Genomic DNA, 26,575 nt, shown 5'->3' on the forward strand with positions numbered 1-26,575 from the left:
AGAGTCAACTTGTTATATGGAGCACTAGCGGTTGTTATCAGCTATTTATTAGGATCTGTTTCGTTTAGCATCGTCATTGCCAAATGGGTGAAAGGAATCGATATCCGTCAGCACGGAAGCGGAAACGCGGGAGCGACGAACACGCTGAGGGTGCTCGGCAAAGGGCCGGGCATTCTTGTGTTTCTGCTCGATATCGCCAAGGGCGTCGCCGCCGTTTGGATCGGGCATGGCCTCGGCGAGAACGATTGGGTTCCCGTGCTGTGCGGACTTGCCGCGATAGCAGGGCATAACTGGCCGGTATGGTTCCGCTTTAAAGGAGGCAAAGGCATTGCCACAACCGTAGGCGTCATTGCGACGCTTGCCTTTATTCCGGCATTATGCGCCGGGATCGTGGCGATTGCGGTCATTGCTTTAACTAGATATGTTTCGTTGGGTTCATTATTGTTTGCGGCTTTGACACCGGTATTCATTTCCATCTTTTATTTTACCGTGCCGCTGCTGTGCGTAAGTCTTCTTATTTGTCTATTCGCATTTGTGCGTCATAGAACGAATATTGTTAAGCTGCTGCAGGGAACGGAAAATAAGCTGGGCGCGAAGAAGGGGACGTGAGCTTTGGATGACAGGCCAGAATAGGAAACGCGCTGCGGTACTGGTAGCGGGCAGTTGGGGAACCGCTCTTGCCTCGGTACTAGCTTGCAACGGTTATGAGGTTATGTTATGGACCCGGAACGCGGAGCAGGCGAGCGGGATAAGAGACACGGGGGAGAACAGCAGGTTTCTGCCCGGCGTGAAGCTTCCCGAACTTATTTATGCGACAACGGATATGCAAGAAGCGTTGGATGGGGCGGAACTCGCCTTATTCGTAGCGCCTTCCGGCGCGATGCGGGAGGTTGCCAGTCAGGCGGCTCCTTATTTGGCTTCCGGCACGTTAATCGTGCACGCCACCAAAGGCTTCGAGACGGACACGTTGAAACGGATGACGACGGTTTTGGCCGAGGAGCTGGGCGGGAGCATGGACGAGCTTGTCGTACTGTCCGGTCCCAGTCATGCGGAGGAAGTCATTCGCAAGCAGCCGACGACCGTTGTCGTAGCCTCTGCGAATTTACAGGCTGCGGAACAGGCGCAGGATGCGCTGATGAACAATCATTTCCGCGTGTACACAAACCCCGACGTCGTTGGGGTCGAGGTTGCCGGAGCGATCAAGAACATCATTGCGCTGGGCGCCGGCTTATCGGACGGACTGAAGTTCGGCGATAACGCCAAGGCGGCCTTGCTGACCCGCGGCTTGGCGGAGATCGGCAGACTGGGCACGGCTATGGGAGCCAATCCGCTTACGTTCGCGGGTCTGGCAGGCGTAGGCGATCTCGTCGTTACCTGTACCAGCCAGCATAGCCGGAATTGGCGCGCAGGCTACATGCTGGCGGACGGAACGCCGCTAGACGAAGTGCTAAGCCGCATGGGAATGGTCGTGGAAGGCGTCAGAACGACAAGGGCCGCGCATGATCTGGCGAAACAGTTCGAGGTCGAAATGCCTATCACAGCCCAGCTTTATGAAGTGCTGTTCGCGAACAAAGCGCCGCGCACTGCCGTAGAACATTTGATGGGCCGGCTGCGTACCCATGAAATAGAAGAGCTCGAATAGTCCAAGTGCCTACACCATTCTTATACCCGCCTCATATGATGCAAGGAGCCTTAATCGAGAGCTTCCTGGAGGTGTGGGGTATGTCGAAAGATCTTTCCAAAGACGTGCTTAATGCGATAAACAAAAAAACCGGCAAAGGCATAAGCGAGAATTCGGTCAAGAAGATCGCCAGCGGAGTGACGGCTTCAACGATGCAGGATGAAGCGGAGCTGCGCAAACTGATCAAGCAGGTATCGGCGATGGCTAAAGTGAAGGTTACCGACTCTACGGTGAACGAGATCGTCAAAGCCGTCAAAGCGACCGGCATGAACGTGTCTAACATGGAATCGTTAATGAAAATGATGATGAAGAAATAAATGGGTCAGGCAAAAGCGGGAGAACGTTGCGGATTTGGAATCCGGCAACGGGATCTGTCGGCTTTTGTCCTTTTTTTTTCTCGATGGTATAATGGGCTAGAACTTATTATGCAGCAGATTAGGAGAATGTAAATCGAATGGACGCAATGACAAAAATGTGGGTCTCGCTGTTTGGGATCGGGATGATGGCGATCGCGGCTCTGCTTATCACATTTGCCCGCCGAAAGACGAAGGGCTTCGTGAAATTCGGCCTTTCGCTTGTTGCCTTCCTGGTCCTCATTATCGGTTTTATATGCGGATTGTTATCCATCATTTAACAGGATGAAGTACATACAAGGCTGAATGGTCAAAGCGAAAGGGAGATTTGAATCGAGATGATCGTATTAAAGGGAAAAACGAAAACAGCCGTCGTCGAAGCCGAGGCGGGAATGACCTTGCTGGACCTGGCGCTGAAGCATGACGTCGATTGGAGCTTCTCGTGCGCCCGCGGCACCTGCGCCCGCTGCCGCTGCATCGTGACGGAGGGAGCGGACCAGCTTGAAGGCATTACCGACGAGGAGTGGGACCGTCTGGAGCCGGAGGAATTTGAAGAGGGATACCGGCTGGGCTGCCAAGCCGTCGTCAAATCGGCAGATGCTCAAATTACAGCCGCCAACAAAACGTATTTTTAAACGAAACGAAGGAATAGCAAAGAGACCCGTAAATAAGCTTAACGATCACCGCGAAACGAGCTTTATCGCCAAACGAGGGCACAGAACCAAGCTGGCCCCGGTCGCAGCTAACAAGAATGTGCGAGGCATCAGCCGTTTACGCTTGGATAAAGGAAGTGCCGGCGATGACCGAAACGAAACTCATCTATGATGCGTTGGCCGCCATTATACGCGCCACGAAGCCCGACATTTCGAGCTGGATCGTCGGAGGCAGCGCAGGTTTAATGCTTCGCGGGCTCCCCCTGACTGCGGAGCCTCGCGATTTGGATATTTATTGTGACGAGGAGGATGTTTTTCCCGTCTATGAAGCGCTGAAGCAATACGCAGTTGACGTGCCGGCACTGAGCATAACCGGCATGTATCGATCGACGCTATGCCATTTCCGTATCGAAGGCGTATGGGTTGAAGTAGTCGGCGGCTTTCAAGTGGCTGCAGCAGGCTGCCGTTATGTGACGGCGGTGAGAGAGCTGTTGATCCCGTTCGGGGATGTGATCCCTCTTGAGGATTCACCAGACGCCGTGGCTGTCGTGCCTCTCGCGCATGAGCTTTGGTTCAACCTGCTTCGGGAAAGAGCGGATCGCGTGGAGCTGATCGCGGAGGCATTCGCCGCTGATCCGGACCGCCATGAAGGGGCGCTGCAAGCGATTGAAGCCGGAAATTCGTTTACCTGCGACGCAAAGAGCGTCATTCGCCGCATATTAACAAGGGGAAAGGCCGGTGGCGACGTATGAATGACGAGGTTACGTTCTGGCCGTCCGGCCGAAGCGTTAAGGTAAAACCTGGAACAACGCTATTGGACGCTGCCAGGAGAGCCGGAGTGCCGATTGCAACGCGCTGCGGCGGGAAAGCGGCCTGCTTCATGTGCAAGGTCGCTGTGCGGCCGGAAAGCATGCTGCAGCCGATCGCCGATATCGAGCGAAGAAAGCTGGCCGGCTTGGATGAAAACCATATCCGGCTGGCCTGCCAAGCGAAAGCGGCAGGGAAAGTGGTGGTGGACGTTCCGCTTGATCCGCTTCGCGCTGCGGTTGCGCGGCAGCTGGCCAAGCAAGCCGAGGAAGATGATTTATGGTGACCGGAAGCTTGAAAGAAGAGTATATCCGTGACAGTTAAGTTATGCAGGAGGTTGTATCCTATGTTTCAGTTTTACAAAGCTATGCGGCGTCGCCGTTCGATTTATCCGGCGGCGCTCATTGCCGTGCTCGCCATGATGACGGTCTCTCTGACGGGATGCTTGTATCCGAAGGATCAATTGAGGCAAAATCAAGTCGCTCCCAAGGAAGCGGTGCGCAGCGTACAGGCAGCCATCGACCAGTTTAAAAGCGATACAGGGATGCTGCCTATTCAGAACAGCTCGGCCGAGACGCCGTTATATGAAAAATTCAAGGTTGATTTTTCCAAGCTAATGCGCACAGGCTATTTAAGCGCTATCCCCACCGCAGCTTTCGAGAATGGCGGAAACTATTATTTTCTCGTCATTGACGAAGAATCAGAGCCTCGGATTAAGCTGCTTGACATCGTCACTTTTCAGCAAATAAACGATATTCAAAGCCGGGTTACCACTTTTATTCAAAGCGGCGGCGTGCTTCCGACGGGCCAACAAATGTATCCCGGCTTTTATCAAATCGATTATGAGAAGCTGAATAAACCGGAGCCGGCGATCCGAAGCGTATTTTCCGGTCAAACCATCCAGGCGTTAGTGGATGAGAACGGCGTCGTCTATACGGATTACGGGCTTGATCTTATGCCATTCATTCAGAAAAGCGGAAAAACGGACTTTAATGCGCAGCTGGATCTGCGGACGCTGCTTGTCGACGGCTCTGATTTCGTCCCCGTAAAAGCGCCGGCCTACCGGTGGGTTAACGGGGAACCGCAAGCGGTTCAGCCGTAATTATGACTTATCTTACCCTTCTTAAAACGCTTTGCGGCATACTCGCCGCGGTGCGTTTTTTTTCGCTTCCCGCGTCATAGTTTTCTGTTTCCGGTCATATAACTCAATCTTGGAAGGGAAGTTCGCACGCGGTGAAAAAAAAGATTTCGAGAAGGAATCGTCATAATCGGAAACCTTGGACATAAGATGTTACTAGTCCAAAAAGCATGTACGAGTTGCGTCGCTGGCCTGCCCTATTGACCGGTGGATGGCGGCGAACCGGAAATTCAATTGGGAGGGGATATTCAGTGGAGAAAGTGGACATTTTCAAGGACATAGCCGAACGTACCGGCGGGGATATTTACCTCGGGGTAGTAGGGGCGGTCCGGACGGGCAAATCAACGTTTATAAAACGGTTTATGGAGACGGTCGTGCTTCCGAACATCGCGAACGAATCAGACCGCGCAAGAGCCGTGGACGAACTCCCTCAAAGCGCCGCAGGCAAGACGATTATGACAACCGAGCCCAAATTTGTTCCTAATCAAGCGGTACAGCTTAAGGTTACCGATGGACTTGAGGTAAACGTAAGACTGGTCGATTGCGTCGGATATGCGGTAGAAGGCGCTAAAGGCTATGAGGACGAGAACGGTCCGCGCATGATTACGACACCATGGTTCGATGAGCCGATTCCTTTCCAGGAAGCGGCGGAGATTGGAACGCGTAAAGTGATCCAGGAGCATTCAACATTAGGGGTCGTCGTGACGACAGACGGAACGATCGCCGAAATTCCGCGCAGCTCATACGTGGTCGCAGAGGAACGCGTCATCAATGAGCTCAAAGAGGTCGGCAAGCCGTTCGTGCTCGTCATTAACTCGACTAAGCCGAAGAGCGAGGAAGCGCAGCAGCTTCGCAGCGAGCTGCAAGCGAAATACGATATACCGGTTATGACGTTAAGCGCCGCATCGATGGGTGAGGAAGAAGTCATTTCCGTCCTCCGCGAGGTGCTCTATGAGTTCCCGGTTCATGAAGTGAATGTGAATCTGCCTAGCTGGGTCATGGTGCTGAACGACAACCATTGGCTGAGAAGCAATTATGAGAGTTCCGTTAGAGACACGGTCAAGGACATTCGCAGACTGCGCGACGTTGACCGCGTCGTTACCCAATTTATGGAGTATGATTTCATCGCGCGGGCAGGCTTGAGCGGGATGAATATGGGGCAAGGCGTGGCTGAAATCGATTTATACGCGCCGGATGAGCTGTATGACCGCATTCTGATGGAGGTCGTCGGCGTCGAGATTCGAGGCAAGGATCATTTACTGCAGCTGATGCAGGATTTCTCGCATGCCAAACGGGAGTACGACCGGTTCGCAGAAGCGCTTGAAATGGTCAAAACGACCGGCTACGGCATTGCGGCGCCGACACTCGCGGAGATGGCTCTCGACGAGCCGGAGCTGATCCGTCAAGGTTCGCGCTTCGGCGTAAGGCTGAAAGCAACGGCACCGTCCATCCATATGATCCGCGTCGACGTGGAATCGGAATTTGCTCCGATTATCGGCACGGAGAAGCAAAGCGAAGAGCTCGTCAGATACTTAATGCAAGATTTCGAGAACGATCCTATCAAAATTTGGGAATCTGATATTTTCGGCCGTTCCCTGCATTCGATCGTAAGAGAAGGCATTCAAGGCAAGATTGCCATGATGCCGGATAACGCCCGCTACAAGCTGCAGGAGACGTTGGGACGCATCATTAACGAGGGCTCGGGCGGCCTGATTGCGATTATTTTATAACAGGGATTGGCCGTTATACGGATAAAGCCGCTTCGATTGGCGAAGCGGTTTTATTTGTTTTGCCGGAAATGCAGGATAACACTTGAAATTGCGTATTAGCTGTATTACTATAGTTTTGTTCGGTCAAAAGGTATAATTTTGAAGATTTCAGTTAATAAGAGGGATATGATGAGACTTCATGGGCCTTTACGCCTATCCTTTCGAGATTAGTTATGCTTACGAAGTAAGTTTTGCTGCGCAAAACTAGGTCCATGCTTACGAAGTAAGTTTTGCTGCGCAAAACTTTTAAGGAGGTGAAACAATGAACAAAACAGATCTGATTGCTAAAGTAGCTGAATTGACTGATCTATCGAAGAAAGATGCAACGAAAGCGGTTGATGCCGTTTTTGACGCTATTTCCGATGCGCTGCAAAGCGGAGATAAAGTGCAATTGGTTGGATTTGGTAACTTCGAGGTTCGCGAGCGTCAAGCCCGTAAAGGCCGCAACCCGCAAACAGGCGAAGAAATCGAAATCGCGGCTAGCAAGACTCCTGCCTTCAAACCAGGAAAATCACTTAAGGACCTCGTTTCCAATTAAGTATACGAATACGAATAACGCTCGGACGGATTTCCGTTCGGGCGTTTTTATATCAAACGGAGCCGGAAGAGATTGCGCAATTGTCCGTGTTCCACTATAATTCACATGGATAGCATGGCAAAGCGGATGCGGAGGGATAACGATGGAGCCTACTCATGGCGAGTATATTGTTGTAAAAGCAAAGGATCAAGGCGTACAAGTCATCGGATTAACACGCGGACAGGATACGAAGTTTCATCATACGGAGAAATTGGACAAGAATGAAATATTAATTTGTCAATTTACGGATCATACTTCAGCGATTAAAATTCGCGGCAAAGCGGTTGTGATGACGAAGTATGGAACGATGGAAACCGATCAGTAGCGGTACTTACGGGTAAGCAGGCGAAGCCTGCTTTTTTTTTGCGCGAGCAAGCTGTCCGAATATTCATCGCCTGCCGCTCGTACAATGTTGTATGAGTCATTTATACATTGCAAAAGCTTTGTATAGGTTTACCAGTGACGATTGCAATCTGGAGGTGCGGGATGAATATTGCAAAATCGCTGCTGGCAGCTTGTATTACTGCCGTTGCAGCGACATTAATATGGGGGATGCTGCCGATGGCGGGATGGCAGACGCCTTCGCAGCGGAAAGATGTCGCCGTTTTTAAATCGGCCCCTGCAGTCAGGCTTACGAACACCAATCTGGTTGACGTCCTCATTTCGGCGCAGCTGAATGAACGATTGGATAAAGTGGAATGGAGCAGCGGCGTATTTTCAGTTGATATGAAGGTAAACCGCAATGAAGGCCGGCCTTCCGTTTGGTTTGCCGATATCGAGAAGCTGATTCGCGTCTCATTCCATCAGTTGGAGAACGTGAAGCGCGTGCTCATACGACTTGTCGAGGAACGTCCGGACGAAGCGGTCCTGCTGCTTGCGGTCGACGTCAGGAAAACGGACAGCTGGCTCCACCATGATATGGCTGAGCTGGCTCTTGCGGACCCCGTGCATGATGAGCTGTGGCGCAAACGGCTGAGGGTCAGCTTTACCTCCGCATGGGAGGAGAGATTCGGTCCGGTAACGGGTTTTACGGTAAAGCCGGCCGTTAATCCGGAACGTTAGAGGGAAGGTTGTTGCAAATTGTTGAACAACGGAATGGAATCGTATGTTCTTTAGAAAAAGTTGTGATATAATAGTTTAGATTATTGAGCGGCGATCTGCGCTTCTCTGTTCGGAGGCTTACCCCATGAAACCATACCGTATATCAGAAATAGCCCAAAAGTACGTCGAATACGACATGATTCAAGCGCACACGGAGCTGCCGGCTATGTCGGATCCCAGACTTCGCGTGCTTTACGCCTTTCTTAACCAGCAGCAATCGGTTGCGAAGCACAGCGAGTTGTACACGCTAGTCGTTTCCTTGGTCCAGCTGGGAATGGATACGCATGATCTCATCGATACGGATGAGGAGAAACGTCCCGAACCCCAAATGAGATCCAGGCAGCTTAGAGTGCTGGCGGGCGATTATTTCAGCGCGAGGTTTTATCATTTGCTCTCCCAAGCGGGGCAAATTGATATGGTATCCAAAATTAGCGGCGCCGTATGCGAAGTGAACCGTCTTAAGGTTAACCTGTATGTGCGCATGAGGCAGCTGAAAGTAACGGCCGAGGATTATTTAAGCCATACCGTACAGCTGCGCAGCACGTTGTTTCAGCTTTTCACCGGCGTATTGGAAGGCAATTTATCCCGATTATGGAACGAAGCGCTGGGCGGTATCAGCCGCTGCGAGGTTGTGCTTGATGAAATCGAACGAAGCGAATGCCCTGTGCGGTTCGACAAAAGCTGGGCGTACTGGTATGTGTTGCAGGAAGGCACGGAAGATGAGCGGCAGGTGCTGGCCGAACGTTCGAACGAGCCGGCCTTCATAGCGAGCCTGCTTGATAAATATCATGTGCGCAGCCAGCTGGCCGATAAGCTGAAGCAGTCGGTCGACGCTTTCAAAGCTGTGGCCGCCATGCTGGAATCGGACAAGCTGCTAAGTGAGTTGACTCAGATTGTCGATGCTCTGTTGAACAAAAGACCCGGTTATACGCCCGCACTCAACGAGACGAGGTGACATGAACAATGGATACGAACTCCAAGAGCCATGTGCATGGCGTATTTGAACGGATTGCACCAAAATACGATTTCATGAACGATTTAATCAGTTTCGGTCGGCATAAAGCATGGCGCAGGTTCACCATGAAGAAAATGAATGTCCAGCCCGGGCAATCGGCTCTGGATCTTTGCTGCGGCACGTGCGACTGGACGATCGCGCTTGCCGAAGCAAGCGGGACGGGGAAGATCATCGGCTTGGATTTCAGTCAGAACATGCTTGATGTCGGCGCTCTTAAAGTCGGAAAATTGGGCTTGACGGACCGTATCGCTTTAGTGCAGGGCAACGCTATGAATTTGCCCTTCGAGGACAACTCGTTTGACTATGTTACGATTGGCTTCGGCCTGCGGAATGTTCCGGATTATTTGCAGGTGCTTAAGGAAATGCGGCGCGTCGTTAAGCCGGGCGGCCAGGTGATCTGCCTGGAGGTGTCCAAGCCGACATGGCAGCCGTTTAAAGCGATGTACAACTTATATTTCGAGCGCATCCTGCCCTTAGTCGGCAGGATCGTCGCCAAGCGATTCGAGGAATATAAGTGGTTGCCTGAATCGCTAAAACTGTTCCCCGGCCGCGCGCAGCTTGTGAAGTTATTCGAGGAAGCGGGGTTGAAGCGCGTGATCGCTTATCCGCTGACCGGCGGCGTTGCGGCGCTTCATATGGGGACGAAGGAGAAGGGACAGCAATGATCCGCAAAATCGGCATTATTTTAGAAATGATTAAATTTGAGCATACGGTATTTGCTCTGCCCTTTGCCTTTATGGGAGCGATTTTAGGCGCTGTTGCGATGGAACAGCGTCTTCCTTCTTGGGAGGAGATCGGCTGGATTACGCTGGCCATGTTCGGCGCCCGCAGCGCGGCGATGAGCTTGAACCGGCTGATCGACAAGACGATCGATCTGCGTAATCCGCGTACGGAGAAACGAGCTCTCCCTGCCGGCTTGCTGAAGTCGGCTGAGGTTCTGTTTTTTATTATCGCGTCTTTCGTGTTATTAATCGTAGCCAGCGCCAACCTGGAGCCGATTGCGCTGAAGCTTATGCCGATCGCTGTCTTGATGCTGGTGCTATATTCTTACACGAAACGTTTTACCTGGCTTTGCCATCTGGTGCTCGGCCTCACGATCGCTTTATCGCCGCTTGGCGGTTGGGTTGCCGTAACCGGCGGCTTTAATTTATCGGCATGGCTGCTGTACGGAACGGTGGCGCTATGGATTGCGGGCTTCGATATTATTTATGCGACGCAGGACTATGATTATGATCGGCGCGAAGGCTTGCATTCCATCCCTGCCCGATTCGGCATCGCAGGCGCATTGTGGTTCGCAAGAACGCTTCATATCGTGACGGCGATCGGTTTTATTACGCTGTTTTGGCTTACTGAGCTTAGCTGGATGTACTTGCTGGGCACTCTCATTTCGATTGCCTTGTTGTTCTACCAGCACTGGCTTGTTCGTCCGAATGACTTGTCCCGGGTGCAAACGGCTTTTTTTGGGATGAACGGGACGTTAAGCGTAGTGCTGTTCCTCTTTACGATTGTTGATATAGTGGTGCTTCGCCAATGGTAAATGGACAAATGAAAAATAACCGAGCAAGCTGGTCAAGCCGCTGGATTGTCGGAATTACCGGCGCGAGCGGCTCGATTTATGGAATTCGTCTCCTTGAAGAGCTGCTTCGTTTGGAGCATCAGGTTCATCTGGTTGTGACCGAGGCAGGCTGGCGGGTATTGAAGGAAGAAATGGGCTGGGAGACGGCCCGCCGGACGGCTGCGCTGGAGAGCCGCTTTGGCGGCGCGGTCGAAGACGGCTCGCTTGTTTATCATCCGAATGCGGATATCGGCGCAAGCATCGCCAGCGGCTCTTTCCGGGTTCAAGGCATGGTTATAGCGCCCTGCTCAATGGGGACGCTCGCCTCGATCTCGCACGGCATTTCAGATGATTTGATGACCAGAGCGGCAGACGTGATGATTAAAGAGAACCGCAGGCTTCTTATCGTCCCTCGGGAAACGCCGCTGCATGCCATCCATTTGGAAAATATGCTGAAATTGTCCCGTCTGGGAGTTCGGTTGATTCCGGCTATGCCTGCGTTTTATTATAAGCCTCAATCGTTGGACGAGATGGTGAATTTTTTAGTCGGCAAAGTGCTTGACAACATGGATATCGAACATAATTTGTACAGAAGATGGGGAGATGAGCAGAATGGGCCTGAGCCCGATCACCATCGGAAGAATTGATTACGCGAATGCTTGGCCGCTTTTTCACGAGTTCGAAAAACGTTCGACCTTAAACAGCTATGAAGTTATTTCACGCGTACCTTCTGATTTGAACAGAATGCTGCAGTCGGCCGAGCTGGATGTCTCGGCTATATCGTCCTTTTCATACGGCCAGAATGCAAATGATTACTTGCTGCTTCCGAAATTGTCCGTCGGTTCGGTGGGCAACGTTTATTCCATCCTGTTGTTCTTGAAAGAACCGATTGAAAGCAAACGTCCGAAAAAAATTTCAGTAACGACGACATCCGCTACTTCGGTGAATTTATTGAAAATCATTATGACGATGCATTTTGACTGCACCCCGGAATACGTTGCGGCAGAGCCTGTGCTTGAAAGCATGCTGGAGACGTCCGATGCCGCTTTGATTATCGGAGACTCGGCCATAAAAGCGTCTTGGAAAAATCACGGTCTTCAGGTTATAGATTTGGGAAGGCTGTGGCATGAGTGGACGGGACACGGCATGACGTATGCGGTTGTTGCGGCGAGGAAGGAAGCCGCGAAAGCAGCGCCTGAAGCCGTTCAAGCCGTATATAACGCTCTGGTTGCGAGCAAACAGTATAATATTACGCATTTGGATCCCCTTATCCACTACGCATGTTCGTTAATCGGCGGAACGCCGGCGTATTGGAATACGTATTTTCATTCCCTGCAGTATGATTTCGGTAGCGAGCTGCAAGAAGGACTTAAGCTTTATTTCCGCTATTCGAAGCAGCTGGGATTGCTGACAAACGATGTGGAGCTTACTTTTTTTGAAGACCAATCTGCCCAATAGGTGAAAGAATGAAACTACTTGATTTGTATGCAAAGATGAAAGGCGATCTAAGTCAAATTGAGCATGAGCTTGAGCGCAGCGTGTCCGACGAACATGCGCTACTAAGCGACGCTTCCTTACATTTGCTCAAAGCCGGCGGCAAAAGGATCAGACCCGTGTTTGTCCTGCTTGCAGGCAAGTTCGGCGATTACCGGCTGGATGTAATGAAACGAGTTGCCGTGCCTCTTGAACTTATACATATGGCTTCACTTGTTCATGACGATGTGATCGACGACGCGGAGACCCGCCGGGGACAATTGACGGTGAAGTCGAAATGGGACAACCGGATTGCGATGTACACGGGTGATTATATTCACGGGAAAGCGTTGTCGATTGCTGCTCAGCTTCCCAATCCGCAAATCCACCAAATTTTATCCCATGCGCTCGTGCAAATGTGCATCGGGGAAATGGAGCAAATAAGGGATTTCTTTAATACGGAGCAATCCATTCGCAATTATTTGCTTCGGATCAGACGCAAGACGGCGCTGCTGATCGCCATCAGCTGCCAGCTCGGCGCGGTCGCCGCAAATACGGACCGGCAAACCGCCAACCGCTTATACCGCTTTGGCTATAACGTCGGCATGGCGTTCCAAATTCGCGATGATTTGCTCGACCTGTACGGGACGGAGAAGCAAATCGGTAAGCCTCCCGGCTCGGACATGCGGCAAGGCAATATTACGCTTCCGGTTCTTCTGGCGCTGAAGGATCTGCGAATCAAGGATGCGCTGCTGAGCGAAATCTCGGCGATCCGGGAAAACGGCGGCCGCCTTGATGCTAGCCGGGCCATCGAGATGATCCGCAGAAGCGAGGGGGGCGATCTCGCCGACCAGCTTGCGAATCGTTATATAAAAAAAGCGCTGCAAGCTTTGGAGGGATTGCCGAACCTCACAGCGAAGAAGAACTTGATCGACATCGCTCATTTTGTCGGGAAACGAAATTATTAAACACAATCGGTTAGAGAGGAATGGTTAATGATGGAGAGAACATTTCTGATGATTAAACCGGACGGCGTTCAACGCGGACTAATCGGTGAAATTGTAACGAGGTTCGAACGCAAAGGATTACAGCTGGCTGCGGCTAAATTCATGATGATTAGCCGGGAGCTTGCCGAGCGGCATTATGCGGAGCACAAGGGGAAGGTTTTCTACGAGCCGCTGCTGGACTTCATTACGGCAGGACCCGTATTTGCAATGGTATGGCAAGGAGATAACGTCATTGCGTTATCCCGGGCGCTGATCGGAAAGACGGATGCGCTGGACGCTCTTCCCGGTACGATTCGTTCCGATTTTGCCGTACATACGAATTATAACCTTATTCACGGCTCTGACTCCGCGGCTAACGCCGAGAGAGAAATCGGCATTTTCTTCTCCCCGTCCGAACTAGTCGGCTACGAGCATACGATACAAAGGTGGATTTAGTTTTTATTCGAGTTCATGATGGAGGAAACGATGCATCAGGATCAAGATTTCGCACAATTTATCGTTCGGATCAAGCAGAAGACTGCCATCGATTTGTCTCAGTACAAGGAAGCGCAAATGAAGCGCAGGCTGACCACGCTCAGAATGAAGCACGGCTTTCAGAGCTTCGATGAATATTGGATGGCCATTGAGAAGAACCGCAGCTTAATGAATGAGTTTTTGGATCGCATGACGATTAACGTCTCCGAGTTCTGGCGCAATCCATCGCGATTTGAAGTGCTGCAGAAACGTTTCCTTCCGGAGCTGCTGAATACGACGAACCGGTTGAAGGTATGGAGCGCGGCATGCTCTACCGGCGAAGAACCTTACACGCTGGCGATGATTTTGTCCGAGCTGGGCGTCCTGCAGCGGACAACGCTGGTTGCGACCGACCTCGATGCCGGCGTGCTTCAGAAAGCGGCGGAAGGCAGTTATTTGGAGCGCTCGCTGCGCGACGTGCCGCCCGCGTGCATCCAGAAATATTTTAAACAATCGGAAGGGGCTTACCTGATCTCGGATCAATTAAAGCAGCATATCCAATTCAAACAGCAAAACTTGCTGCATGACGCCTTCGACGACTCCTTTGATTTAATTGTGTGCCGCAATGTTATGATTTATTTTACGGAGGAAGCGAAGCATCTGCTGTACCATAAGTTTGCGAAGGCGCTTAAGCCCGGCGGCCTGCTGTTCGTCGGAAGCACGGAGCAAATTTTCTCTCCGTCGCAATACGGATTTGAGACGGCGGACACATTCTTTTACCGTCGAGTGTCGAACTGATGTATATCGATTTCCATCTTCTCCTATACTAGTCATAACCGATCGACTTGGAGGATGAAGCAGCAAATGGATAAGCGTAAAGTAATTGCCGCCTATCGGCGCGGATTTATTACACTTCAAGAATGCGCGCAAATTTTAGGCGTCGACAGCGGACAAATGACAAGACTCGTAAACGATCCATTGCTCGGAAGCGACGGTTCCGCGTTGCTTAAGAAAAGATCAGTAACCAGCTAATGCGATTAAAAAGCCCTGGGCCGGCTTGCATGTCTTCGTATGAGGACAGGCAATCCGGCCTTTTTTTCGTTTCCGCGGCAAAGCTTCCGGACGGTTCAAATTCTTGTCAAACCGGAAGGGCTGTACTATAATGAGCAAAGATGTTTCGGGCAGTAAAACCCAGCAGGTGCGTACAGGCTTGCTTTGAAGGAGGAGCTTTGATTGAGTTTACGATATTTGACAGCGGGGGAAACCCATGGTCCACAATTAACGGCTATAATTGAAGGGCTTCCAAGCAACTTACAGATTGATTTCGAGGAATTGAACTTCCAGCTCCATCGTCGTCAGAAAGGTCACGGCCGCGGCAGACGGATGCAGATTGAGAAGGATACAGCTGATATTGTCGGGGGCGTTCGCCACGGAAGAACGACCGGCGCTCCGGTTGCTCTCGTTGTAGCAAATAATGACTGGAAGCATTGGACATCCGTTATGAATATTGAGCCGATTGAAGGCAGCGATGAAGAGAAGCGCCGCGTGCATCGTCCAAGGCCGGGCCATGCCGATCTGAACGGCGGATTGAAATATGACTTGAAGGATCTTCGTAACGTGCTCGAGCGCTCCAGCGCCCGTGAAACGGCCGCGCGCGTTGCGGTCGGAGCGGTCGCGCGCCAGCTGTTGGCCGAATTCGGCATCAAGGTTGCCGGACAAGTAATCCGTATCGGGGAGATTGAAGCTCCGGCCAATCAGCTGCCGGTGGACGAGCTCATCCGGCTGACGGAGGAGTCCTCTGTCCGAGTGGTCGATAAGGAAACCGAGCAGAAAATGACGGATTACATTGATCAAATCAAAGCGGAAGGCGACTCCATCGGCGGAATTGTGGAATGCATTATCGAAGGGGTGCCGATCGGGCTCGGCAGTCACGTGCAGTGGGATCGCAAGCTTGACGGACGCATTGCGCATGCGGTCGTGTCGATTAACGCTTTTAAAGGCTGTGAGATCGGCATCGGCTTTGAAGCGGCTAAGCTTCGAGGCTCGCAGGTGCATGACGAGATCATGTACAATGCGGAGCGCGGCTATCATCGGGCGACCAATCGCCTGGGCGGCTTTGAAGGCGGGATGACGAACGGCGAGCAGATCGTTGTCCGCGGCGTCATGAAGCCGATTCCAACGCTGTATAAACCGCTCAGGAGCGTAGATATCGATACGAAGGAGCCATTCACTGCGCAAGTGGAACGTTCCGATAGCTGTGCGGTTCCGGCTGCAAGCGTCGTTATGGAGCATGTTGTCGCTTGGGAAGTGGCTAAGGCTTTCCTGGAGAAATTCGGCGGCGATTCGATCGAAGAAATCCGCGCGAACCTGAACAATTACCTGGAACAGCTGGGGCGGTACTAGATGCGCGAGCTTACTGTTGATTTAGGTCATCGCTCTTATCCCATTTATATCGGGGAGGGTCTCCTGCAGGAGGCATCCTCCTTATTCGCCAAACACGGAATCAGCATGAAATCGCCGATCATGATTATTACGGACATCAGCGTGGCGGGACTTCATCTGCAGCCATTCGAAGCGGGACTGCAGGCTGCCGGTTACCAAACGGTGAGCGCGGTCGTCCCTTCCGGAGAAAGCTCGAAATCGCTTTCCATGCTGGAGTCGCTAGTTACGAAAGCGCTTGAAGCGGGGCTTGACCGCAAATCGGCTATCGTTGCCTTAGGCGGCGGGGTTGTCGGCGATTTGGCCGGATATGTGGCGGCTTCCTATATGCGCGGCATTAAATTCGTTCAAGTCCCAACAACGATACTAGCGCATGACAGCAGCGTCGGAGGTAAAGTCGCGGTCAATCATCCGCTGGCCAAAAATATTATCGGAGCTTTCCATCAGCCGGAATTAGTGCTATACGACTTGCATACGCTTCAAACGCTGCCTCCCAGAGAGGTAAAGGCTGGTTTGTCGGAGGTAGTCAAGCACGGACTGATCTGGGACAAGAGCTTTGTGGACTGGTGCGAGGAGCATGCGGACAAGCTGCTCGCCCTTGATCCGGAAGCGCTGGGTTACGCATTATATAAGGGCTGCAGCGTGAAAGCGGCCGTCGTATCGCAGGATGAGCGGGAGAACGATCTGCGGGCAATCTTGAATTTGGGACATACGATCGGCCATGCGCTAGAAGCGGTAGCCGGTTACAATGAGCTGCTGCATGGCGAAGCCATATCCATCGGCATGATCGGTTCGGCGAAGCTCGGACTGCGCTACGGCGCTCCGGAAGAGGTATATACGGTTACGAAGCGGGTACTCGCGAAATGCGGTCTGCCGGTTCGTCTGCCTGAGACATTTGATGTGGACGCTGTGATGGACGCGATGATGCATGACAAGAAGTTCATGGAAGGCACCATGGTATTCATCGTGCCGTCAGCGATCGGGGAAGTCGAAATAAAACCGGATGTTCCGGTGCAATGGATAAGGGAAATCGTAGAAGAATTGAAGCGGGAGGGCGAGCAGCAATGAGTGTGAGAGGAATTCGCGGCGCGATTACCGTTGACGCTAATGAAGAACAACCGATTCTTAACGGAACAATTGAGCTTCTGAACGCCATCGTAACCGAAAACGAGCTGGTGCCGGATGACATTTGCAGCGTGTTTGTAACCGTAACGAGCGACCTTGACGAGACATTTCCTGCACGGGCAATCCGTCAAATGAAGGGCTGGGAGCTTGTTCCGCTCATGTGCGCATTAGAGGTGCCGGTCAAAGGAAGCTTGGAGAGGTGCATTCGTTTGATGGTTCTCATTAACACGGACAAAACGCAAGCCGAAATCCGCCATGTCTATTTAAGCGGCGCCCAAGCGCTGCGTCCCGATTTATCGAAAGCATAAGCGAGCGATTAAATCGCTCATCCATTTCATGGTTGACGCAGGCCAGTCGGTGTTGTATATTGAAAGCGTAAGTGAGAGAAGCAGAGCAGAGTAGAGCCGAGAATAGATGAGCCGAGATCAGTCAGATTAGCAAAATGAAGCAGTTGACGGATGACGTCATAGGAAAGAGCTGAGCTTCTTGTTTACTATGGACAGGAGAAGCAAAAGTGCTGTTTCGACGCAACCGCAGCTTGCATGTATTTTTGCTTACACACTTTCGTCATCATCTAAAACCAACGCTCCTGCTCAGGCAGGGGCTTTTTTTGTGCAAAATAGAAAGAGCAGGGATCCATTCACAGGGAGGTTGATCGGGATGTCAAACGAGCTGCAGCATGTCACGCGTCTTGCCAGCCAGTATAATTTAATTCCTATCGTTCGCTACATGATGGCGGATACGGAAACGCCGATTCGATTGTTTCAGCACTTTGCGAAGGAGAAACACTCCTTTTTGCTGGAAAGCGTTGAAGGCGGGGCGAAATGGGCCCGTTACTCGTTTATCGGGACCGATCCGTTCATGATGATCTACGGCAAAAACGGAGAAATGGTGCTGGAGCATGAAGGTCGGAAGCACAGGCTGACCGATAAGCCGATCGAGCTGCTTAAAGCGCATTTGCGTTCCTTCCGCAGCCCGTCGATGCCTGAGCTTCCGCCGTTTACAGGCGGTGCGATCGGATTTTTCGGTTATGATCTGCTGCAGTATTACGAGAAGCTTCCCGCGCACCGTGTGGATGATTTAAACATGAACGATATGCAGTTTATGTTCTGCGACCAGGTTATCGTATTCGACCATTTCAAGCAGCAGCTGCAAATTATCGGGAATGTCCATATCGCTCAGGGAGCTACGGACGGCGATATCGCGAGAGCTTATGAAACGGCAGTCGGGAAGATCGAAGCAACGATCGAGAGGCTGCAGCAGCCCGTTACGATTCCCGTTACTTCCGGTCCGTCCGTCGAGGCGGATCACGAGCTGGGCGATATTCAGTCGAACGTAACAAAGGAACAATTCATTTCGAACGTAGAGGAGGCGAAGCAATATATTCGCGCGGGAGATATATTCCAGGTTGTGCTGTCCCAACGCTTCAGCATTGATACCGACATTGACCCGCTGCATGTGTACCGCGTGCTTCGGACCATGAATCCTTCTCCTTATATGTATTATTTGAAAATGGGCGAGGAAGTGATCGTCGGAACGTCGCCGGAAGCGCTTGTCAAAGTCAATGGCGACCGCGTGGAGACGCGGCCGATTGCCGGAACGAGACCGAGGGGCCGGACGCCGCAGGAAGATAAGGAGCTTGAACTTGAGCTGCTTGCGGACGAGAAGGAACGCGCGGAGCACTTGATGCTCGTTGACCTGGGCCGCAACGATATCGGCAGAGTATCTGAATTCGGAACGGTAAAATGCGATTCGTTCATGGATATCGAACGATACTCGCATGTCATGCATATCGTTTCGAACGTGTCCGGAAAGCTTCATAAGGAGAAGGACTTCTTTGACGCCTTCATCTCCTGCTTGCCTGCGGGAACCGTATCGGGCGCGCCGAAGCTGAGAGCGATGGAAATCATTGCGGAGCTGGAGAATGAAGCGCGCGGCGCTTATGCAGGCGCGATCGGGTATCTGGGCTTCGGCGGCTCCATGGATACCTGCATCACGATCCGGACGATTATTTTCAAGCACGGGAAAGCCTATGTGCAGGCTGGGGCAGGCATCGTATGGGATTCGGTGCCGGAGAGTGAATACACCGAGACGGTTAATAAGGCAAAAGGCATGCTGAAGGCGATTCGCGCGGCAGAAGCGATTTTCGCGGGAACGAAGGGGCAGTCGGATCCGGTCAATTCGATTAATATGGATTATTATGTCAATGCGGGAGAGGGGCTTGGTCGATAATGCAGGCGGCAAGCGAAACGTTAACGATGCAGCAGGCGCTTGGCCAGTTAATTCGCGGTTCGGATTTGACAAGAGATGAAGCAAGGTCGGTCATGAATATTATGATGAGGGGTGAAGCGACACCCGCGCAAATTGCCGGCGTTATTACCGCTTTACGCATGAAAGGCGAGACGAAGGACGAAATTGCGGGATTCGCCGAAGTGATGCGCGAGCATTCAAGCCGCGTCAATACCGAGCAGGAGGACCTGCTCGATACTTGCGGGACCGGCGGATCCGGCATTCATAAATTCAATATTTCGACCGCATCCTCCATTATTGCCGCAGCTGCAGGCATTCGCGTTGCCAAGCACGGCAACCGCGCGATGTCCGGCAAGACGGGAAGCGCCGATGTCCTGGAAGCACTCGGCGTGCAGATTACGATTTCGCCGGAGCAGGCGGCGCACTGCTTGAACGAGATAGGCATTTGCTTTATGTTCGCCCAGCTCTATCATCCGTCGCTGAAGCATGCGGCCGCGCCAAGACGCGAGCTAGGCGTCAGAACGATCTTTAATATGCTCGGACCGCTTACGAATCCGGCGGGAGCGGACCGGCAACTGCTTGGCCTTTACGACCGTGCACGCACTGCGACGGTAGCTGAAGTGCTTGGTGAGCTTGGCTTAAAGAGGGCGATGGTCGTCAGCAGCCATGACGGACTGGATGAAATCAGCATATCGGCTCCAACGCAAATTTCCGAGCTGCTGAACGGCACCGTGAGAACCTACGATCTTACGCCGGAGGAGCTTGGACTGGCGCGTCATCCGGTATCGGATGTCATGGGCGGGGAACCGGCTGTCAATGCGGCGCTAATCCGCTCCATATTTGCCGGCGAACAACGCGGGGCATATCGCGATATCGTGCTTGCGAATGCCGGAGCTTGCATTTATGTAGGCGGAGCCGCCGCATCGCTGCGCGAGGGCGTAGAGGTTGCGGCGGAAGTGATTGATTCGGGCAAAGCGGAGCGGAAGCTGGCAAGCCTTATACAAATGACAGGAGAGTTGGCCCATGTTTCTGGATAAAATCGTAGCAACGAAACGAGCGGAGGTTGCGGCGCTCGCCGAACGTTTTCAAATGGCGGAAGCGGAGAAACGAATTGCGGAGCTAGACAATTGCCGGGGCTTTGAACGGGCATTGACGGCGAACGGCCGGAATCGGAGCATGGGGCTTATTGCCGAGGTGAAGAAGGCGTCCCCTTCGAAAGGGCTGATCCGAAGCGATTTTGAACCGACGAAGCTGGCAAAAGCTTACGAGGATGCGGGAGCGGATTGCATCTCGGTCTTGACGGACCGCGATTACTTCCAAGGCTCCAATTCATACTTAAGCGCGGTGCGCGATGCGGTTAGCATCCCGCTTCTGCGAAAAGATTTTACGATCGACGCCCGTCAAATTTACGAGGCGCGCCTGATCGGCGCGGATGCGGTTCTGCTTATTGCCGCTATTCTGACACCTGTCCAGCTTGGGGATTTCCATGATCTCGCCAAATCGATCGGTATGGATGTCTTGGTGGAGGTGCATAACAGGGCGGAGCTGGAGGATGTGCTGGCACTGGACAAAGCGACGCTGATCGGCATCAATAACCGCGATTTGAAATCATTTGTAACCGATCTGAAAACGACGGAGGCGCTCATCGGACTAATGCCGAAGAATGTAATCATTATTAGCGAGAGCGGGATTGCCGGGAGAGCCGATATGGATTATTTGCAGTCAGTCGGAGCGCACGGCGTCTTGATCGGGGAGCATTTCATGCGGCACGCCGATGTCGGCGAGGCGGTCAACGAGTTGATGGGGTCGGTGACGGCTCGATGAGCCGGCGGCCGCGTATCAAAATATGCGGGCTCAAGGATGTCGAAACGATTGCGGCGATGAACGGCCTGCCCGTACATGAGATCGGTTTTGTATTTGCGCCGAGCAAGCGCCAGGTCGATAAGGACACGGCTGCGCCGCTGATAGATGCCGTACATCGTTTGAAAGCGGCGAACGGGGAACGTCCCCGGGCTGTTGGCGTATTCGTGAATGAACATTTGGAATCCATCCAGGCCGTATTAGAGAAAGCCCCGCTGGATGTCGTCCAGCTTCACGGCCATGAAACAGCCGGGTTTTGCCGTGAGGTGCGGGAGAGACTGCGGGTCGGCGTCTGGAAAGTATTTTCGATTAAAGGTCATGACGGGAACGAAGAGCCGCTTTCGGCCAAAGAGCGTCTTTCTCCGTATAAAGGAGCGGTCGATGCCGTTCTGATAGACGCGCCGGGCGGCGGAACCGGCCAGACGTTCAACTGGGAAGCGATCCGTGAATATAATGAAGCCGCCGAAGAGCTTGGCATTCCCTTGTATACGGCAGGCGGGCTCCACGAGGGGAATGTGCAGGAGCTGCTTCGCTCCTATTCGCCGGGCGGCATAGACGTATCAAGCGGCGTGGAGACGAACGGACGCAAGGATATCGATAAAATCCGATTATTTGTTAGAAGGGTGATGGAAGCATGACGCAAGTACCTGATCAGAATGGCCGCTTCGGAAAGTTCGGAGGACGCTATGTGCCGGAAACGCTGATGAACGCGCTGCTGGAGCTCGAGGAAGCCTATCTTCATTATTCCAAGGATCCGGAGTTCCAGGACGAGGTTCGTTATTTATTGCATAAGTATTCGGGCAGGCCGACCTCCCTTTATTACGCCGAGCGCCTAAGCAAACATCTCGGCGGAGCGAAAGTTTATTTAAAGCGCGAGGACCTGAACCATACGGGAGCGCATAAAATAAACAATACGATCGGACAAGGCGTGCTTGCGAAGCGCATGGGCAAATCCAAGATCATCGCGGAGACAGGCGCAGGCCAGCACGGCGTAGCGTCAGCTACGATAGCGGCTTTGCTTGGCTTGGAATGCAAGGTGTTCATGGGCGAGGAGGATATGAAGCGGCAGCAGCTGAACGTATTCCGTATGCAGCTGCTCGGCTCCGAGGTCGTTCCTGTCTTATCGGGCACACGCACCTTGAAGGATGCCTGCAACGAGACGCTTCGCTACTGGGTAAGCCATGTAGACGATACGTATTATATATTGGGCTCGGTTACCGGACCGCATCCGTATCCGATGATGGTGCGGGATTTCCAGCGGATTATCGGAGATGAGGCGCGCCGGCAGATTTTGACGGAGGAAGGCAGATTGCCGGATTACGTCGTTGCGGCGGTAGGTGGCGGGAGCAACGCAATGGGCATTTTCTATCCGTTCGTTGAAGATGACGGCGTTCGACTGCTTGGCGTTGAAGCGGCAGGCCGCGGCGTCGATACGATAGAGCATGCCGCAACGATGACCAAGGGACGCCATGGCGTCTTCCAAGGCTCGATGAGCTATGTGCTGCAGGACGAGCACGGACAAGTACAGCCGGCGCATTCGATTTCAGCGGGTCTGGATTATCCGGGCATCGGGCCGGAGCATGCCTATCTGAAAGACACCGGACGGGCGGAGTATGTGCCGATCACGGACGCCGAGGCGCTCGAGGCGCTTCAACTGCTATCGCGTACGGAAGGGATTATTCCTGCGCTTGAATCCGCTCATGCGATCGCCCAGACGATTAAGCTTGCTCCGACGCTTGGGAAAGATAAGGTTGTCGTTGTCAGCTTGTCAGGCCGCGGAGATAAGGATGTTGAGGCCATTATGAGTTATTTGGGGGGCGACAAGCATGAATCTCATTGATACTTCCTTCGCTCGGCTCAGAGAAGAAGGGCGCACCGCGCTTATGCCTTTCTTGACGATTGGCGACCCGGATTTAAAAACATCGATTGACATCATAAAGGTACTGGAGCAAGCCGGCGCGGACATGATCGAGCTGGGCGTCCCGTATTCCGATCCATTGGCGGACGGGCCGGTTATTCAGGTGGCTTCGGAGCGCGCGTTGAAGAGCAGCATTACGCTGAAAGATTGCATTCACGCAGCAGAGCAAGCCAGGGAGGCCGGCGTAAAAATTCCGTTTATCTTGTTTACTTATTATAATCCGGTCTTTCAATTCGGCCTGGAAGCCTTCTTCGAGCTTGTCAAGAGCAAGGGCATCAGCGGGCTTATCATTCCCGATTTGCCGATCGAAGAGGATGAAGAGGTGCGGCAAATGGCGGAAGCTGCCGACGTTCATCTCATACCGCTTGTCGCGCCTACGTCGAAGGACCGGGTTGTCCGTATATCCCGTAAAGCCAAGGGCTTCGTCTACTGCGTTTCGTCTCTTGGCGTAACCGGGGTTAGAGCCGATTTCCATACGGGAATCGATGATTTTCTTGCAACGGTGCGGGAAGCGACGGATCTGCCGATTGCCATCGGCTTCGGTATTTCCAGCCGTGAGCAGGTTGTGCGGTTCGCGAAGCAGTGCGACGGCGTTGTCGTCGGAAGCGCGGTCGTGCGCACGATTGAAGAGGCGATTCCGCTGCTGCAGGATGAGGGCAAGCGCGAGGAAGGACTGAAGCTGGTCGGCGATTTCGTTGCCCGGCTTAAGGGATAACAAATAGCAAGGCCGGGAGTCTCTGCATGCCGCAGAGGCTCCTTTCACTTTAAAAACACTTTAAAACCGCAAACAGATATGAGACAATGGGTGACAAGCAGCAAGTCCATGTTAATTTTAAAAAAGAGGTGAACGGCTCATGCAGCCCAAAAGCAATATCGTCCACCTTCCCGTCTATCAGCCCGGCAAGCCGGTTGAAGACGTTAAGAGGGAGCTTGGATTAACCGAAATCATTAAGCTGGCTTCAAATGAAAATCCGTTCGGATGCTCGGAGCATGCGAAAGCGGCGATTATGGAAGAGCTCGTAAATTTAAATATTTATCCGGATGGCGCAAGCATCGAGCTGACGGCGGCACTTGCGGCTAAGCTTGGAGTAGAGACGAACCAACTGATTTTCGGGACGGGCTCCAGCGAAATCATCCTTATGGTTGCCAGGGCGTTCCTGGTTCCCGGAGACGAAACGATCATGGCGGATGAAACATTTCCGCAATATAAGCATAACGCGGAGATCGAGAATGCGCGTGTAATCGAGGTGCCTCTGAAAGACGGCAAGCATGATCTGCCGGCTATGCTGGCTAAAGTAAACAACCGCACGAAGATCATCTGGATTTGCAATCCTAATAATCCGACGGGCACCATCGTTTCGATACCTGAGCTGACTGAATTTCTGAAGCAGGTACCAAGCCATGTTTTGGTCGTATTGGATGAAGCTTACGGCGAATACATCGAAGATCCCGATTATCCGGACGGCGTACAGCTTCTTCGCGAGTTTCGCAATCTGATCGTGCTGAGAACCTTTTCGAAAATTTACGGCTTGGCTTCGCTCCGGATCGGGTACGGGATCGGGCATGCGGACGTTATCCGGTTCACGAATCAGGTGCGCGAGCCGTTTAACACGACAAGAGCGGCGCAGGCTGCGGCTAAGGCTGCCATTGCCGATCATGCTTTTATTACATATTGCCGCGAGCAGAATAAACAGGGAATAGCCTACTTGAGCGGGCAATTCGACCGTCTTGGTCTGACGTACTTCCCGGCATACGGAAATTTTATGATGTTTGATGCCAAGAGACCATCGCCCGAGGTGTTCGACGCTTTGCTGCGCAGAGGCATTATTTCTCGTTCACGATGGACCTATTATCCGAATCACATTCGCATTACGGTCGGAACTCAACAACAGAACGAACAGTTTATCGCAGCTCTAGAGCAAGTATTGCAGGAAGAGACGGTGCAAGGATAAATTTATGACTACTGTAGCGATATTTGGGGTGGGGCTGATCGGAGGCTCCATAGCTCTGAGTTTGAAAGGCAGACCGGATATGAGGGTTATCGGATATTCCAACCGCCCCTCTTCCGTGGAGAAGTATATGCAGCGGGGCGTCGTCGATTATGCGACGACGTCTAAGCGTGAAGCGGCCGAGCAAGCGGATTTCATCTTTTTGTGCGTGCCGGTTGGCAATCTGGAGGAAAATCTTCGTGAGCTCGGCGAATTCAATTTGAAGCCGGGCTGCATTATTACGGACGTCGGGAGCACGAAAGCGACAATTATGGCATGCGCCCGAACGTTAGAGCTTGGCGAAGCCGTATTCATCGGCGGGCATCCGATGGCGGGTTCGGAGCGGTCAGGCGTTGAGGCGGCTTCCTATCATTTGCTCGAGAACGCCTACTACGTGCTGACGCCGGATGAGAAGACGCCAGCCGAAGCCGTAGAACGGTTAACGGAGCTGCTGACCTGGACAAGGGCAAATATCGTGAAGGTGGATGCGATCGCCCACGATGAGATCGTCGGCGCCATTAGCCATTTGCCTCATATGATTGCCGTATCGCTTGTCAATCAAGTGCGCGGTTACAGCGAGGGGAACGGCCTCTATGAATCGCTGGCGGCCGGCGGCTTCCGCGATATAACGCGAATCGCTTCAGGCGATCCGGTCGTATGGCGGGATATACTTATTAATAACCGTACGGTACTTCTGGAACTGCTGCGTGATTGGAGCATGGAAACGGCTAAATTCGCCGATATGCTCGAACGGGAGGACGGCGAGGCGATCAAGGAAGCCTTCGAGAAGGCGGGAGCCTTCCGCAGCCGAATGCCGGAACGGCGCAAAGGCGTGATCTTATCCGCATACGACTGTTATGTAGACGTTCCGGACCATCCGGGCATCATCGGTAAAATTACAAGCGAGCTGGGAAACAGCAGAATCAATTTGAGCAACATCCAAATTATTGAAAGCAGAGAGGACGTACCCGGCGTTCTCCGGCTTTCGTTCCGTACGCAGGAGGATTTGGATCAGGCGATGCTGCTTCTCGCCGGAAGCGGTTTTGAAGTACACGTATAACGGTTAAACGAATGGCAAAGGCAAAAAAAAGCGTTTTCAAAATAATTTCGATAATTATGAAAACGCTTATTGACAACATGGAAGCGTATACATATAATAAAAGTACAGTATGGTTTCTCTCCACTCCTATCCAAATCCTATAGCTCTCATCATGAGCGCTGGCCACTCCTCGGAGTGGTTTTTTTTTGTCCATTAAAACATCGGTTCAGGGTCGAACCCATCCACTTTCATCACCCTAATTTGTAAAAAAATTGTATTATATCCTTTTTGTCGAAAGAGGCAGGAATTTGACCACGTGACACGAATTATATGTATACTCGTATTTTTCGAATTTTTTATGATATAGACCGCAA

General features: G+C 52.4%; 32 protein-coding genes. All 32 read left to right on the forward strand.

Annotated elements, in window-relative coordinates; all coding sequences use genetic code 11:
* Positions 1-9 precede the first annotated feature (9 nt).
* The 32 genes from plsY (at position 10) to H581_RS0113980 (ending at position 26,222) form a co-directional block, all read left to right on the forward strand.
* Positions 10-609 (forward strand): glycerol-3-phosphate 1-O-acyltransferase PlsY, encoded by a 600-nt coding sequence (plsY, locus tag H581_RS0113825; RefSeq protein WP_028610515.1) that lies wholly within the window; start codon positions 10-12, stop codon positions 607-609.
* A gap of 7 nt (positions 610-616) precedes the next feature.
* Positions 617-1,642, forward strand: coding sequence for an NAD(P)H-dependent glycerol-3-phosphate dehydrogenase (locus tag H581_RS0113830; protein ID WP_028610516.1), 1,026 nt, complete (start codon positions 617-619; stop codon positions 1,640-1,642).
* An 80-nt stretch (positions 1,643-1,722) separates the two neighbouring features.
* On the forward strand, positions 1,723-1,998 hold the full coding sequence (locus H581_RS0113835) for a stage VI sporulation protein F (RefSeq protein ID WP_028610517.1): 276 nt from the start codon (positions 1,723-1,725) through the stop codon (positions 1,996-1,998).
* 137 nt (positions 1,999-2,135) lie between these two features.
* Entirely contained in the window at positions 2,136-2,315 is a 180-nt protein-coding gene (locus tag H581_RS0113840; RefSeq protein WP_028610518.1) for a DUF2768 family protein, read from the forward strand.
* A gap of 57 nt (positions 2,316-2,372) precedes the next feature.
* Positions 2,373-2,669 (forward strand): 2Fe-2S iron-sulfur cluster-binding protein, encoded by a 297-nt coding sequence (locus tag H581_RS0113845; RefSeq protein WP_028610519.1) that lies wholly within the window; start codon positions 2,373-2,375, stop codon positions 2,667-2,669.
* Between the two features lie 164 nt (positions 2,670-2,833).
* The gene (locus H581_RS34000; RefSeq protein ID WP_051250781.1) at positions 2,834-3,439 is read left to right on the forward strand and encodes a nucleotidyltransferase family protein; all 606 of its coding nucleotides are present in this window, start codon (positions 2,834-2,836) and stop codon (positions 3,437-3,439) included.
* Positions 3,436-3,780 (forward strand): 2Fe-2S iron-sulfur cluster-binding protein, encoded by a 345-nt coding sequence (locus H581_RS0113855; protein WP_028610520.1) that lies wholly within the window; start codon positions 3,436-3,438, stop codon positions 3,778-3,780. Before H581_RS34000 ends, H581_RS0113855 begins: the two co-directional genes overlap by 4 nt.
* Positions 3,781-3,840: 60 nt before the next feature.
* Positions 3,841-4,596 carry a hypothetical protein gene (locus tag H581_RS0113860; RefSeq protein WP_051250783.1) on the forward strand — a complete coding sequence of 252 codons (756 nt, stop codon included), beginning with the start codon at positions 3,841-3,843 and terminating at the stop codon, positions 4,594-4,596.
* Between the two features lie 287 nt (positions 4,597-4,883).
* Positions 4,884-6,362, forward strand: coding sequence for a stage IV sporulation protein A (gene spoIVA, locus H581_RS0113865; RefSeq protein ID WP_028610522.1), 1,479 nt, complete (start codon positions 4,884-4,886; stop codon positions 6,360-6,362).
* Positions 6,363-6,663: 301 nt separating this feature from the next.
* Positions 6,664-6,939, forward strand: a complete 276-nt coding sequence (locus H581_RS0113870; RefSeq protein WP_028610523.1) for an HU family DNA-binding protein — start codon at positions 6,664-6,666, stop codon at positions 6,937-6,939.
* Positions 6,940-7,081: 142 nt separating this feature from the next.
* Complete coding sequence (gene mtrB / locus H581_RS0113875; protein ID WP_028610524.1) at positions 7,082-7,303, forward strand: trp RNA-binding attenuation protein MtrB; 222 nt, start codon at positions 7,082-7,084, stop codon at positions 7,301-7,303.
* Positions 7,304-7,464: 161 nt separating this feature from the next.
* Positions 7,465-8,040, forward strand: coding sequence for a hypothetical protein (locus tag H581_RS0113880; protein WP_028610525.1), 576 nt, complete (start codon positions 7,465-7,467; stop codon positions 8,038-8,040).
* 124 nt (positions 8,041-8,164) lie between these two features.
* Positions 8,165-9,034, forward strand: a complete 870-nt coding sequence (locus tag H581_RS0113885) for a heptaprenyl diphosphate synthase component 1 (protein ID WP_028610526.1) — start codon at positions 8,165-8,167, stop codon at positions 9,032-9,034.
* 8 nt (positions 9,035-9,042) lie between these two features.
* Complete coding sequence (locus H581_RS0113890) at positions 9,043-9,759, forward strand: demethylmenaquinone methyltransferase (RefSeq protein ID WP_028610527.1); 717 nt, start codon at positions 9,043-9,045, stop codon at positions 9,757-9,759.
* Positions 9,756-10,631, forward strand: a complete 876-nt coding sequence (locus H581_RS0113895) for a UbiA-like polyprenyltransferase (RefSeq protein WP_028610528.1) — start codon at positions 9,756-9,758, stop codon at positions 10,629-10,631. The genes H581_RS0113890 and H581_RS0113895 overlap by 4 nt, the downstream gene beginning before the upstream one ends.
* A gap of 8 nt (positions 10,632-10,639) precedes the next feature.
* Positions 10,640-11,296, forward strand: a complete 657-nt coding sequence (locus H581_RS0113900; protein ID WP_036719073.1) for a UbiX family flavin prenyltransferase — start codon at positions 10,640-10,642, stop codon at positions 11,294-11,296.
* Entirely contained in the window at positions 11,253-12,107 is an 855-nt protein-coding gene (locus tag H581_RS0113905) for a menaquinone biosynthetic enzyme MqnA/MqnD family protein (protein WP_028610530.1), read from the forward strand. The genes H581_RS0113900 and H581_RS0113905 overlap by 44 nt, the downstream gene beginning before the upstream one ends.
* 8 nt (positions 12,108-12,115) lie before the next feature.
* On the forward strand, positions 12,116-13,090 hold the full coding sequence (hepT, locus tag H581_RS0113910; protein WP_028610531.1) for a heptaprenyl diphosphate synthase component II: 975 nt from the start codon (positions 12,116-12,118) through the stop codon (positions 13,088-13,090).
* A 30-nt stretch (positions 13,091-13,120) separates the two neighbouring features.
* Complete coding sequence (gene ndk / locus H581_RS0113915) at positions 13,121-13,564, forward strand: nucleoside-diphosphate kinase (protein ID WP_028610532.1); 444 nt, start codon at positions 13,121-13,123, stop codon at positions 13,562-13,564.
* Positions 13,565-13,594: 30 nt separating this feature from the next.
* Positions 13,595-14,380: a CheR family methyltransferase gene (locus tag H581_RS0113920; RefSeq protein ID WP_028610533.1), complete on the forward strand. Its 786-nt coding sequence runs from the start codon at positions 13,595-13,597 to the stop codon at positions 14,378-14,380.
* 66 nt (positions 14,381-14,446) lie between these two features.
* Positions 14,447-14,614: a hypothetical protein gene (locus H581_RS38375; RefSeq protein WP_169507503.1), complete on the forward strand. Its 168-nt coding sequence runs from the start codon at positions 14,447-14,449 to the stop codon at positions 14,612-14,614.
* Positions 14,615-14,815: 201 nt separating this feature from the next.
* Entirely contained in the window at positions 14,816-15,985 is a 1,170-nt protein-coding gene (gene aroC / locus H581_RS0113930) for a chorismate synthase (protein WP_028610534.1), read from the forward strand.
* Entirely contained in the window at positions 15,986-17,089 is a 1,104-nt protein-coding gene (gene aroB / locus H581_RS0113935; RefSeq protein WP_028610535.1) for a 3-dehydroquinate synthase, read from the forward strand.
* A complete protein-coding gene (gene aroH / locus H581_RS0113940) occupies positions 17,086-17,454 on the forward strand; it encodes a chorismate mutase (protein WP_028610536.1) in 369 nt (122 codons plus the stop codon). The genes aroB and aroH overlap by 4 nt, the downstream gene beginning before the upstream one ends.
* A 352-nt stretch (positions 17,455-17,806) precedes the next feature.
* The gene (gene trpE / locus H581_RS0113945) at positions 17,807-19,378 is read left to right on the forward strand and encodes an anthranilate synthase component I (protein WP_028610537.1); all 1,572 of its coding nucleotides are present in this window, start codon (positions 17,807-17,809) and stop codon (positions 19,376-19,378) included.
* Positions 19,378-20,433: an anthranilate phosphoribosyltransferase gene (gene trpD, locus H581_RS0113950; protein WP_028610538.1), complete on the forward strand. Its 1,056-nt coding sequence runs from the start codon at positions 19,378-19,380 to the stop codon at positions 20,431-20,433. Before trpE ends, trpD begins: the two co-directional genes overlap by 1 nt.
* Positions 20,420-21,220: an indole-3-glycerol phosphate synthase TrpC gene (gene trpC / locus H581_RS0113955; RefSeq protein ID WP_028610539.1), complete on the forward strand. Its 801-nt coding sequence runs from the start codon at positions 20,420-20,422 to the stop codon at positions 21,218-21,220. Before trpD ends, trpC begins: the two co-directional genes overlap by 14 nt.
* Entirely contained in the window at positions 21,217-21,894 is a 678-nt protein-coding gene (locus H581_RS0113960) for a phosphoribosylanthranilate isomerase (RefSeq protein ID WP_028610540.1), read from the forward strand. Before trpC ends, H581_RS0113960 begins: the two co-directional genes overlap by 4 nt.
* A complete protein-coding gene (trpB, locus tag H581_RS0113965; RefSeq protein WP_028610541.1) occupies positions 21,891-23,096 on the forward strand; it encodes a tryptophan synthase subunit beta in 1,206 nt (401 codons plus the stop codon). The genes H581_RS0113960 and trpB overlap by 4 nt, the downstream gene beginning before the upstream one ends.
* Entirely contained in the window at positions 23,083-23,889 is an 807-nt protein-coding gene (trpA, locus tag H581_RS0113970; protein ID WP_028610542.1) for a tryptophan synthase subunit alpha, read from the forward strand. The genes trpB and trpA overlap by 14 nt, the downstream gene beginning before the upstream one ends.
* 139 nt (positions 23,890-24,028) lie before the next feature.
* The gene (gene hisC, locus H581_RS0113975) at positions 24,029-25,126 is read left to right on the forward strand and encodes a histidinol-phosphate transaminase (protein WP_028610543.1); all 1,098 of its coding nucleotides are present in this window, start codon (positions 24,029-24,031) and stop codon (positions 25,124-25,126) included.
* Between the two features lie 4 nt (positions 25,127-25,130).
* Complete coding sequence (locus H581_RS0113980; RefSeq protein ID WP_028610544.1) at positions 25,131-26,222, forward strand: prephenate dehydrogenase; 1,092 nt, start codon at positions 25,131-25,133, stop codon at positions 26,220-26,222.
* Positions 26,223-26,575: the final 353 nt, after the last annotated feature.

The organism is Paenibacillus harenae DSM 16969 (assembly GCF_000422465.1).
Taxonomy (GTDB): Bacteria; Bacillota; Bacilli; order Paenibacillales; family Paenibacillaceae; genus Pristimantibacillus; species Pristimantibacillus harenae.